The sequence below is a fragment of the Thermococcus sp. genome (assembly GCF_026988555.1).
In the GTDB taxonomy this organism is placed as follows: Archaea; Methanobacteriota_B; Thermococci; order Thermococcales; family Thermococcaceae; genus Thermococcus.
The window spans coordinates 15489-27684 of the sequence record NZ_JALSLB010000051.1; the positions used below are offsets into that span (position 1 = coordinate 15489).

The 12196-nt window shown below is 55.1% G+C and carries 9 protein-coding genes; 7 read left to right on the forward strand and 2 right to left on the reverse strand.

Features of this window, described 5'->3' with window-relative positions; genetic code table 11:
- The first annotated feature begins 105 nt into the window (after positions 1-105).
- The 6 genes from MVK60_RS07540 to MVK60_RS07565 all read left to right on the forward strand — a co-directional run bounded on the left by MVK60_RS07540 (position 106) and on the right by MVK60_RS07565 (position 9744).
- The gene (locus MVK60_RS07540; protein ID WP_297438047.1) at positions 106-4614 is read left to right on the forward strand and encodes a S8 family serine peptidase; all 4509 of its coding nucleotides are present in this window, start codon (positions 106-108) and stop codon (positions 4612-4614) included.
- Positions 4615-4685: 71 nt separating this feature from the next.
- Positions 4686-4985, forward strand: a complete 300-nt coding sequence (locus tag MVK60_RS07545; RefSeq protein WP_297438082.1) for a DUF424 domain-containing protein — start codon at positions 4686-4688, stop codon at positions 4983-4985.
- A 9-nt stretch (positions 4986-4994) separates the two neighbouring features.
- Entirely contained in the window at positions 4995-6167 is a 1173-nt protein-coding gene (locus MVK60_RS07550; RefSeq protein ID WP_297438050.1) for a 60S ribosomal export protein NMD3, read from the forward strand.
- Between the two features lie 73 nt (positions 6168-6240).
- Entirely contained in the window at positions 6241-7569 is a 1329-nt protein-coding gene (gene cdr, locus MVK60_RS07555) for a CoA-disulfide reductase (protein ID WP_297438084.1), read from the forward strand.
- 88 nt (positions 7570-7657) lie between these two features.
- On the forward strand, positions 7658-8788 hold the full coding sequence (locus MVK60_RS07560) for an ATP-NAD kinase family protein (RefSeq protein ID WP_297438086.1): 1131 nt from the start codon (positions 7658-7660) through the stop codon (positions 8786-8788).
- A gap of 47 nt (positions 8789-8835) precedes the next feature.
- A complete protein-coding gene (locus MVK60_RS07565; protein WP_367270876.1) occupies positions 8836-9744 on the forward strand; it encodes a hypothetical protein in 909 nt (302 codons plus the stop codon).
- Here the strand turns inward: MVK60_RS07565 and MVK60_RS07570 are convergent.
- Both MVK60_RS07570 and MVK60_RS07575 read right to left on the reverse strand, forming a co-directional pair.
- Positions 9741-10940 carry a cysteine desulfurase gene (locus tag MVK60_RS07570; RefSeq protein WP_297438052.1) on the reverse strand — a complete coding sequence of 400 codons (1200 nt, stop codon included), beginning with the start codon at positions 10938-10940 and terminating at the stop codon, positions 9741-9743. The two genes, MVK60_RS07565 and MVK60_RS07570, sit on opposite strands and share 4 nt — an antisense overlap.
- A complete protein-coding gene (locus MVK60_RS07575) occupies positions 10937-11230 on the reverse strand; it encodes a hypothetical protein (protein ID WP_297438090.1) in 294 nt (97 codons plus the stop codon). The genes MVK60_RS07570 and MVK60_RS07575 overlap by 4 nt, the downstream gene beginning before the upstream one ends.
- A gap of 198 nt (positions 11231-11428) precedes the next feature.
- Between MVK60_RS07575 and upp the strand changes: the two genes are divergently transcribed.
- Complete coding sequence (upp, locus tag MVK60_RS07580; protein ID WP_297438054.1) at positions 11429-12124, forward strand: uracil phosphoribosyltransferase; 696 nt, start codon at positions 11429-11431, stop codon at positions 12122-12124.
- Positions 12125-12196 lie beyond the last annotated feature (72 nt).

The window sequence follows — 12196 nt, forward strand, 5'->3', positions numbered from 1 at the left end:
GTATCACCTGGCGTGAAGAACCCTTTGTATCTCAGTGGAGACGAAATCTTTATATCCATGGGGATGTGAGAGTATAGGTGACCATTACGCTTAGGAGGTGTTTGAATGAGTAGGAAGGCATTGAGCCTTTTGGTCGCGGTAGTAATGTTGCTTTCAGTAGTTCCAGCAGCCCTGCCTTACACTGCGGCTTCGCCGACTAATACTTCCGCGGTGGCTTCGGCTCCGACTTCAATAAACAATCATGAGGCACCAACCCTTCAGGAATTGAATCCCAACGTGGCAAAGTACATTGACATGCTTCATGGCACACTTCTCTCCTCCGGGAGGAAGGACGTTCGGCTTATCATAGCCCCTCAGACCGGATATGGTGATCAGGTTCTTAAGGCACTGAAGGCGCTGGGGGCCAAGATTGACCCGATAAGCAAACCCAAGTACGATTTCATCGTTGCTACTTTACCCACCGACAAGCTCCCGGCTCTGAAGTCCATGAGGGGACTTGCTTATGTCTGGGAGGACAAAACAGTCAAACTTCCAAAGCCGGTTAAACCGGAGAGGAACCTCAAGGCACCGATAAGCAAGATAACTACAAGCGGAGCCGGAGGATACGACCCGTTTGCCTGGGACATGTACGCCATTGATGCTCCTCAGGCTAGGGAGGAGTACAACATCTCAGGATCACACGCCCTGATTGCGATTGTTGATACCGGCGCCGACGTTGCCCAGCCGTACCTCCAGCAGACCCCGGACGGGAGGAGGAAGATCATCTACTGGATGGACGAGACCGGTGAAGGTAACGCGGACGTCAGCTACACCTTCAACTCAACCCAGGTTGTTGGGGGAACGGTGAGCCTCTCCCTAACGAACGTCACGCTTGACTGGGGACCGTACGCCACGTTGGTTATGAGGCCGTCGGAGTACACGACCATACCACAGCTCAACATCACCCTTGACTTCGGTGGTGTTAACGTCACCAACGGCACATACCACTTCGGATTCCTCCCCGAGAGGTACTTCGATATAAACTTTGACCACAACTACGACGAGATCTATTTCGTCCTCGTTACCCCAGACAGCGAGGTCTACTTCTATCCGGTTCCTCTCCAGCTCAACACTACCGACGCAAATACCCTCCACGCCATCGTTAACGGCACCTTGAACACCACCATCCTCAAGGCTATGATGACGATTCCAAGCGGTGTCAACTACACCTACGACGTCAACTTGAGCAACGCCTATCAGATAACCCCGTTCGATTCGACCGGCGACTACATCCTCCTTGGACCGGGTTCGGTTAGTAATACAACCTACGTGCAGTTCTCGGAAGGACAGGCCTCGGTCATCCAAGTGGCCAACGGCACCGTTTACAACAGCATTGTGCTCTCCAAGGTCTCGACTGATACCGTGGTCTTTGGATGGGACGGCGGTCAGCACGGCACACACGTTTCTGGAACCGCCGCAGGTTACGGTCTTCCTGGAAGCTACTTCCAGGGCCTTGAGGGAGTCGCCCCCGGTGCCCAGCTACTTGAGTTTAAGTCGCTCTCAAGCATCGGGTACGGTGCCACTTCATGGATCATTAACGGGATGATCGACGCCGCCCTTAGCGGTGCGGACGTTATAAGCATGAGTCTTGGCGGCCTCTGGAACGGATACAACGACGGTATAGAGGATCCGGAAAACTTCTACGCCAACCTTCTGACCGAGATGTTTGGAGTTGTCTTCTCCATAGCCGCGGGCAACGACGGACCAAGCACAACCACTGTGGGTGCCCCGGGGGACGCTGACCTCGTGATAACAGTCGGTGCCTTCAGAGACGGAGCCAGCTGGAGCTTCTTCCACGGTCTCAACGACGTCTACAGCGGCCCGGCGAGCTTCTCCAGCAGGGGACCGCGCCTCGATGGTATGGTCAAACCCGATGTCATGGCCCCAGGTGAGTTCGTGTTCTCGAGCCTCCCGATATGGTCCGTCGGCTACTATGGAACATGGGCATCGGACTTCTGGGACGGCACCAGTATGGCCACCCCACACGTTACCGGTGCCGTTGCACTGCTCGTGGACTACGCCAGGATCCACAACCTGACCTACGACCCGTTCATGATAAAGAGGGCCCTTGAGCTCTCGGCTGAACCAGTCAGCGGGGCAAGTCCCATAGACCAGGGATATGGACTTATAAAGATCGACAGGGCCATACAGGAGCTCATCAAGCTCAGCAAGGAGAAGAGCACCTACATCTACGCGGGCACCACATTTGGCCCGTATCAGAACCCGCTTGGAGAGAAGCAGCTCCCGCTGTTTGCGAACATACTCTTCAACGGCTGGTTCCAGCTTAACCACCACTTCCCGTACCTCTATAGGGGCATCTACCTCAGAAACGAGAGGCCGGGGACGGTTCCAATATACATCTATGGAATGGTCTACAACCGGGCCGGTGCCCTGGTTCCTGTGAACGGGACCTACGACATATCCACCAGCGTCCCCTGGCTGAAGGTCAACACCAACGAGATCACAGCCCACCTCAACAAGGCCAACTTCAGTCTCGCCGGCTTCAGATACTCCGACTTCTACAACACCACCGGGCTCGTCTACGTCACCGTTGATTACTCCCAGCTTCAGAAGCCCGGAACCTACGTCGGCTACGTATATATAGACGATCCGAGCACGGACTACATCGACGGTGCCGTTCCAGTCGTTGTGACCGTCCCGATAAACAAGAACGGGGCTGCAACCGGACACCTGAGCGACGTTGAGATGTCCGGTCAGGCCAAGCACTACTACGTTGACGTTCCAACCGGAACCAGTGAGCTCAAAGTTACCGTCAGCGTTCCGGTTGATAAGAACGGTGTGCCAATGGGCAGGGTCAGGCCGGTGATAACCACCCCACGCGGTATCGTGATGGCCTCCATCGTTCCTAACTACTACTTCGTTGGGGCTGGAAGCCCGTACATGACCTACACCTGGACGTTCTACGACCCACAGCCTGGAACCTGGGAGGTAACCGCGTACTCCAGCGTCAGCAGCTACGCCAGAACCGGATACGAGCTCTCACACTACAACATTGACGTTCAGCTCCTTGGTGTCACCGCAACACCGAGCAGGGTATACCAAGACTTCAGTGAACCTGGCAACTACACGCTCGGTGTGACCTACAGGAACACGATGGGAGACGTCGATGTGTCCTCTTTCGGATACGGTCTCGGCAACCTTGAGAACGCGAACGCTTACCAGCTCCAGATCAACCAGGATCAGTGGCAGATCGTGGACATCATAAACGCCACACCGGCACAGAAGCTCTACTACTTCAAAATCGGTATAACCGCACCTGAGAACAAGAGCGCTGACCTCGATCTCTACGTATTCTACTACACCTCATGGGATGCGCTCATGGCGGACCTGAACAGCGGAATTCTAGGGCAGAATGCCACCAAGATCTACACCGATCAGATAGGTCCGACCGCCTACGAGAGCCTTGACCTTTTCATGCCCGCTCCAGGATACTATATGGCCGTTGTTAATGGCTATAGCGTCCCGATAGCCAACATGAGCTACATATACTACAGGCAGGTTCTCAAGGACAACGGGCAGGTGATCACCGATGAGACCCCATTCACCCTGACCAACGGTGCCTCTGCCCAGGTTGGTTACACTGTAGAACTCACCGCACCGGGAACATACCTGGGTGTCGTGGGTCTCAAGGACGTTGAGAGCGGCATGGCACTTACCTACGCCCCAATGATACTGCAGGTGGGCAAACCTCAGATGTACGTTGCCCTAATGGGCACGCCGACCCTCGGAAAGCCATCGCTGATGACCCTCAAACTGCTTGACAAGGCCACCATGATGCCAATCGAGGGTGAGGCAACCGTCTACATCAACGGTCAGCAGTACATAGCGGAGAACGGCGAGGTGCAGTTCTACATCACTCCGCTCCAGAGGACTTACACATTCAACATCGATGTCGTGACGCCGAACTACCAGGACTACACCGGAACGTTCACCCTGAACGTTCAGGAACCAGCACAGAGCAGGGTTCTCTCCCCGCTTCAGACGGCCCCGTATGTTGCAGAGGGCGCCGGTTCGGTCACCACCTACGGCGCAACCGACACCATGCTGAACTTTACAGTTGATGGTCCAAGTGGCGAGACCGGCTACGTCTTCGTAACCCTGCCGACGGACACTCAGATGATAACCGTTCAGCCCAACAGCCACATACTCAACTACTACACTTTGGAATACAAGAACGCAATATACCTGATCATAGAGGTCAAGTACGCCTCGCCCGTCACCATTAACGTCGAGTATAAGACTTCCCGCTGGATAGTCAGCACCTGGAACTTCGTCTGGTATATGCTGTACTGGAGGTACGACCAGAAGTTCAACGACCTGTATCAGAAGGCCGTTAAACTCGGCGTCGATAACGAAACCCTCCAGGAGGCCCTGAAGTACAAGCAGACTGCGGACAACTACTTTGAGCAGGCCAAGAAATACATGGTGAACCCATCGAGGCAGCAGCTTAGCATCATGGCGTTGCCCTATGTCAGGAGGGCCTATCTCAACATACTTAAGGCATACAACCTCCTTGAGACTGCTGTTGAGGCGGCCCAGCAGACCGAGGGCTGATGCCCTCTACCCTTTTTCTCATTTACCTAACCCTTTTAAACCGCCCATCGTTTCCACCTCTGGTGGCGTTCATGATATACATCAAGGTTTACCGGGTTCAGGGTGAGGTTCTCCTTGCGGCATGTGACGAGGGACTCCTTGGAAAGACTCTTAGGGACGGAGAGCTCAAGCTGGAGGTTAAAGAAAGATTTTACGGCGGGAAACTAGTTGAGGTGGACGCTCTGGAGACGCTTCTGGGGGAAGCAACGATAGCCAACCTCGTCGGGGAGCAATGTGTGAAGAAGGCCATCGAACTCGGCTACGTGGACTCTGAGAGGGTGCTGTTGATTGAGGGGATCCCCCACGCCCAGATGGCGAAGATGTTTCTCTGAGGTGGGATCATGACTGAGAGGTTCTGTTACAGATGCGGGATAAGTGAGGAGGAAGGAGGGCCGTTGATAGAGGGACTCTGTCAGGTATGTTTCAGAAAGGAAAACCCCCTGCTGCTTCTTGAAGAGGAGGTAAACACTGAACTGTGTCAGAACTGTGGGAGTTACCGAAAGCACGGGACATGGGTCGATCCGGAGACCTATGAATTGGAGGCGCTCATATTCGAGGTGGCCGGCAACGCACTCATCGAGGCGATTGAGAGGTTGCTGAGGGAGAAGGTCAGGCACTACAAGATCCTGTCCATGGATGAGCTTGGGGTTATAACGGAGCTCCCCGTTGGCGAGGCCGTGGTGGCGTTTGAGCCTCTTGAGTGGCACATAGAGTACTTCCCGGCCATAGTGACTTATAAGGTTCGCCTCAAGGCCCGGATACACGAGCTCCAGAGGGAGCTTCACGACGAGGAGAAGCACGTTACCGTCTACGTTCGTCAGACGATATGTCCCCGCTGCAGCAGGTTTCTTGGGGGCTACTTTGAGGCCATTCTGCAGGTTCGTGCCGAGGGCAGGCCGCTGACGAAGGCGGAGAGAAAGGAAGTCGAGGATATTGTTGGCCAAAAGATCGACGAGATAATGCGCAAGGACAGAATGGGCTTCATACAGGACACCATCGAGAAGGAGGAGGGATTGGACTTCTACATGGGGTCAAAGGGCTCCGCCAGGAAACTCGCCCAGGCCATACGGGATCGTTTTGGGGGGACCATAAACGAAGCCTACGAGCTGGTCGGAATTGACAGACAGACCAGTAAGGAGGTCTACCGCACGAGTGTAAGAGTCAGGATTCCAAAGTTCCAGAGGGGGGACGTCGTGAGTGACAGACATGGAAAAGTTTACCTCGTGGAGTACGTGGACGGGAGGGGCATTGAGCTGAGGGACCTTGAGACCCAGGAACGCGGGAGAATGGACTGGAAGACCGCAAGGCGGGATGGCCTCCGAGAGATAGAGTACGAGACTGAGGAGGCAATGGTGACGAGCATCGGAAGGGACGAGGTACAGTTCATGGACATGAGGACCTACGAGACGTTTGAGATGGGGAAGCCCAACGTCGAGATTGAAGAGGGTGAGGTGTACGTTTTAATCCGGACCGGTTCCAGAAGGTACGTGGAAGGGAAAAAGGATGTAGAATGACACTCTAATTGCTTTTTATGCTACATCCGCCAACCTTTTAACCCCCGTTTTGGAATCATCTTGGGTGATGGATATGGCGGGGAAAACTGTGGTTATCATAGGCGGTGGGGCCGCCGGCATGAGCGCGGCTTCGCGCGTTAAGAAACTGAGACCGGAATGGGACGTCAAGGTCTTCGAGGCAACGGAATGGGTCAGCCACGCCCCCTGCGGTGTGCCTTATGTCGTCGAGGGAATCTCACCCCAGGAAAAGCTCATGCACTACCCACCGGAGGTCTTCATCAAGAAGCGCGGTATAGACCTCCACATGAAGGCTGAAGTCGTGGAGGTCGAGCAGGGAAGAGTACGCGTCATGGAAGGGGATGGGGAGCGTACCTACGAATGGGACTACCTCTTATTTGCAAACGGGGCCTCGCCTCAGGTTCCTGCCCTCGAAGGTATCGATCTCCCAGGCGTCTTCACAGCCGACCTGCCCCCGGACGCGGTTGCCATCCGAGGGTACCTGGAGAAGAACGATGTCAGGAACGTTGTCGTTATCGGAACCGGGTACATAGCCCTTGAAATGGCCGAGGCCTTCGTGGCCCAGGGTAAGAACGTCACCCTCATCGGTAGAAGTGAGCGTGTTCTGAGGAAGACGTTTGACGCCGAGGTAACCGGGATAGTCGAGTCCAAGTTGAGGAACCACCTGAACCTCCGCCTTGAGGAGCTCACCATGCACCTGGAGGGCAGGGGGCGGGTTGAGAAGGTGGTAACGGACGCCGGGGAGTACCCTGCGGATATGGTGATAGTGGCAACGGGTATAAAGCCGAACACGGAACCAGCCAGAGAGCTGGGCGTGAGGATAGGCGAGACCGGAGCGATATGGACAAACGAACGGATGGAAACGAGCGTGGAGAATGTCTACGCCGCCGGTGACGTTGCGGAAACGAGACACCTGATAACCGGCAGACGGGTATGGGTTCCATTGGCCCCTCCCGGCAACAAAATGGGCTATGTAGCTGGGTCGAACATCGCCGGAAGGATCATTCACTTCCGGGGGGTCCTGGGAACGAGTGTAACAAAGTTTCTGGATCTTGAGATTGGGAAGACCGGGCTCACCGAGGTGGAGGCCATCAGGGAGGGATACGATGTAAGGACCGCTTTCATCAAGGCAAAGACGAGGCCACACTACTACCCTGGGGCGGGGGATATTCACCTCAAGGGCGTTGTGGACAACGAGACTAACAGACTACTTGGGGTTCAGGCGGTCGGCGCCGAGGTTCTCCCGCGGATAGACACGGCCGCCGCAATGATAGGCGCGAACTTCACCACGGAGGATGTCTTCTTCACGGATCTGGCCTACGCACCCCCCTTTGCCCCTGTGTGGGACCCCCTCATAGTCCTAGCCAGGGTGCTGAAGTTCTGACTCTCCTCTTCCCTTTTGGACAAGCGCAAGCTTTAAACCGTCTTCCCACACTCCCCGGTTGGGGATGAAAATGGGAAGAGAACGGAAGGTGATAGCTGGACTGATAATCAACCCAATCGCCGGAATGGGGGGCAGGGTGGCGCTGAAAGGTACTGATGGCGTTGTTGAGGAAGCGGTAAAGAGGGGAGCGAGGCCCATCGCGGAGGACCTGACAAGGCTATTCCTTCACGAGCTCAGCCACTACGGAGAATCCCAGGGGATACGGTTCATGACGGGTCCGGATGGTTTGGGTGAGAGCGTACTGAAAGATTTTGACTTCCGTTACGATGTCATACGGCACAGGGAAGTTGGCTACCGTGAGGTCATGGGTGTTAAACTGCCGGATACGAGGGCCGAGGATACCGAGGAGCTGGCGAGAAGAATGAAGGGGGACGTGGATATCCTAGTCTTCGCGGGCGGTGATGGTACCGCGAGGGACGTTTTTAAAGCCGTTGGGGGAGAGCTTCCAATCCTGGGTATTCCGACTGGGGTGAAGATGTTCTCTGGAATCTTTGCCGCCTCACCCGAAAACGCCGCCAGGCTTCTCGTTGAGTTTCTCTTGGGAAATGCGCGGCTGGTCGAACGGGATGTCATGGACTTGGATGAGAACGCGTTCAGACACGATGAGGTGCGGCCCAGACACTACGGGAAGGTTCTTACCCCCTACACTGAACTCCTCCTCCAGGGGGCAAAGGAACCCACAAAAACGGACGAGGCGGAGGATATTGAAGCGACAATAGAGGCACTCGCGGATGAACTTGAGGACGGCGTCTACTTTCTGGGGGCCGGCTCCACAATAAAACGGCTTAAGGACATGCTTGGAATAGACGGTACACTCCTGGGTGTTGATATCGTTGAGGTGCGGAATGGAAAAGCCCGGCTCCTCGTCAGGGACGCCGCTGAGGGCGATCTCCTTCGCTTCGTGAACAAACGGCCAAAGGTGATTGTCACGGTAATCGGTGGACTGAACTTCCTATTTGGCAGGGGCAACCAGCAGTTCTCCGCTGAGGTACTCAGGAACATCCCGAAGGAGAATATTATAGTGGTCGCGGCCCCCTCCAAGGTGAGGGACGGTTTCATCAGGGTTTACACAGGGGATAGTGAGGTGGATGAGAAACTCAGGGGTTACATAAAGGTCAGGGTCAGTCCTTGGATGGAGAGGATGGTTAAGGTCGTTTAAGGGTTGAACCAGAAGCCGTTTATACTTCCTTCTCGTAGTTTAAGCGGGTGAGCCTTGTGAAGTACAGTCGTATTGCAGTCAAGCTGTTTGAACGGGAAGTAGAGGACGTTTTTTATGACCCAGTTTATTATGGACGAACTCTGAAGGTCTTTGGAATGGATGAGTGGCCCGGGAAGGCTTTGAAGTACTTTGCCGACGAGTACCGGAAGCTTGATTACGGGGTCGTCATCTTTGACACTGAAGGCGACTTCCCGGAGGAGGGTTTCGACACCGTAATTCGGGTGAGGGATGGGGGGAAGACGGGCCTTGATCCCTTAGTACTCGCGTCTCAGGGCCGTCTGGATGGCTACACCGCGGCCACCATAATCCAGACCATCTACGGTCTTGACAGAACCCTGACCGAGCGGCTCTATGCTGATTTTCTCGCAGGGAGAGTGAAGAGCGTCCCCGAAGCGGCAGAGGCGAAGGCAAAGTACTCGGAGGTCATCCAGGAGAGTTACACCCCCTTGGACAAGGCCTTTTATTCGGGAAAACCACCGGAATTTGGAAAGAAACTCCTGGTGAACCTCGGTGAAACCTACAGCGTAACGGTGGCGGGAATGGCATTTCTCATCGTGAGCGCCCTAGTCAGAAAGAGGCGCAACACCGTCATAGGCGTAAACGACGCTGCTGTTCTCGCCTACAGTAATATTGGGGGAGCCGCCATCCCTCTGATAACGAGACCGATGAGAAGACGGGTCACGGTACTCGCCACGCAGTACGCCATCGATTCAATTATGAACCTCGCCGGCCCAACACTGCTCCTCTACCACGACCCGGATACGCAGAGTGTCCTGTATGAAGCCAACGGTGTCCCCCCTGGTCCGATGAGAAAGCACGTTCACAAAGGACAGGCGGCCTTTATCTACCGCACTCCAGAGACCATAGATGTTGCGTGGGGTGAGCTGCTCCTTTAGCCCCTCACCCCTTTTACTAGCTCCTCCATGACCCCAAGGAACCTCTCGACCTCTTCAAGGCTGTTGTAAACGTGGAAGGATGCCCTGACGGTCCCGTTTATCCCAAGCTTCTTCATTACCGGCAGGGCGCAGTGGTGTCCGCTCCTCACCATAATTCCATGCTCGTCAAGTACTGCCGCAACGTCGTGGGGATGTAGCGGCGGCACGTTGAAGCTCACCACACCCGCATGCTTCTTAAGGTTCTTTGGCCCATACCATGGGACTTCAAGTTCATCGAGTCCTTCGGTTATCCTCTTTACGAGCTTGTGCTCCTGTCTTTCAATCTCCCCGAGTCCAATTCTCTCAATGTACCTTATCCCTGCGGCGAGGCCGATGGCCCCTCCTATGTTCGGTGTTCCCGCTTCGAACCTCTCCGGGGGTTCCGTCAATGTGTAACAGCAGAGTTCAACGTCATCGATGGTCCCCCCGCCTATGAGCGGTGGTTCAAAAGTATCAAAAAACTCTGCGTTGACGTAGAGCACCCCTATCCCGGTTGGTCCCATCGGCCCCTTGTGGCCGGAGAAACCCAGGAAGTCCGCGTGGAGCTTCTTCACATCAACTTCCATGTGACCGACGCTCTGGGCCGCGTCGACGACGAATATCGCCCCGGCTTCCTTCGCCATCTTGCCCAGCTCTTCCACCTCGTGGATGACCCCGAGTGCGTTGGAAACGTGCTGAACCGCGACCAGCTTCGCGCCCTTGATCTTCCCCTCGGCGTCGCTCAGATCGAGGTTGCCCTCGTCGTCCCCCGTTATGAAATCCAGTTTGAGGCCCCTCTTTTTGGCGAGTCTCTGCCAGGGGAGCAGGTCGGAGTGGTGCTCGTACGGGGTGGTGACTATTCTGTCGCCCGGTTTGAAGAGCCCCTCTAAGCCGAGGGCGACCAAGTTGAGGCTCTCACTCGTGTTCTTCGTGAAGATTATCTCCTCAAACCCGGCGTTGATGAAATCGGCCACCACCTTCCTGCTCTCCTCGTACTTGGCAGTGGCCATCTGAGAGAGCCGGTGAACCCCGCGGTGGACGTTGGCGCGGTATTTGAGGTAGTACTCGTCCATGGCTTCGATGACTGGCTTCGGCGTAAGTGAGGTTGCCGTGTTGTCGAAGTAGATGACCTCGCCCGTCAGGGGTATATCCCTCCTAACATCCTCCGGAATCTTCATAGAACCACCTCCAGCACTCCGGCACAGTAGTACACGATGCGCGCGATTTCCTGTCCCTTCTCTACCTCATCGAGGAGCTTTATTATGATCTTTCCACTGGGATAGACGCTTAACTCCCATCCCTCAACCTTGGCTATCAGCAGCATCCCGGGGATGAGCCGCTCTATGGAGTATCCCCTCTCCTTCAGGCATTCCGCGGTTTGAGTGAGGTCGATCTCTACAGGTTTCTCCCAGGAGTACGCCCCTATAACGAGGCCTTTCATCGTTGTACACGGCTTTGCGATTATCACTCCTATCACCCGGTGGAATTTGGGCAGGAAGCGTTTATATGTTTCTCAAACCGATGGTTGGAAAGTTGAGTTTAAACACGTACTGTTCTGGACAGAACTGCCCAGCACCATCCTCTGCTGCGTGGGGGGAGCGTACCAACACCTATAAAGGGAGTGAATGAAATCCTATATCAACTGGAAGATGCGGAGGTCTGAGGAATGATTGGAGACGAGAGATGGGATGGTGTTTACTCCTTTGAGGATTCCCCGTTTATCATGGAGATACTCACGGAGCTGAGGAACAGGGAGACGGGCAGCATACCCTTCCGGAAGGGTCTTGTAAAGCTTGGACGGTACATGGGATACGAATTGACGAAGCTCATGGACGTTGAGAGGGTTCGGATCGAGACCCCCCTTGAGGCCACGGAAGGCATCCTGGTTAAGGACCGGCGCAATGTCGTCATAATAACGGTTCTTCGTGCCGCAATACCTCTGATGGAGGGGTTGATAAAGGTCTTTGAGCATGCTCGGGTGGGGATAGTCTCGGCGTCGCGTGGAAAGGCTCCGGAGTTCGAGATAGAGATGAACTACATCAAGATCCCGAGGATAACACCGCAGGACACCGTCATAGTCGCTGACCCAATGATCGCCACCGGCTCAACGCTGGTCAGGGCCCTCCGGGAGCTTTCAAAGTATGGAAAACCGAAGCGTCTGATGGTCCTTGGTGTCCTTGCCGCCCCTGAGGGAATAGAGCGCCTCAAGCGCGAGTTCCCGGAGCTCAATGTGGTAGTTGCCAAAGTGGACAGGGAACTCAACGAGCACGGCTACATCCTTCCGGGTCTGGGCGATGCTGGTGACAGGGCCTTCGGGGCACCCATAAAGGCTCCGATGCCCCCAGGAACGCGTGGGGTCTGAGGTCAGCGAACCGACCTTCTCCAATTTCCCTTTTGGGATATCTTGTAACTTTTTCGGGACAGATGCCCCAGC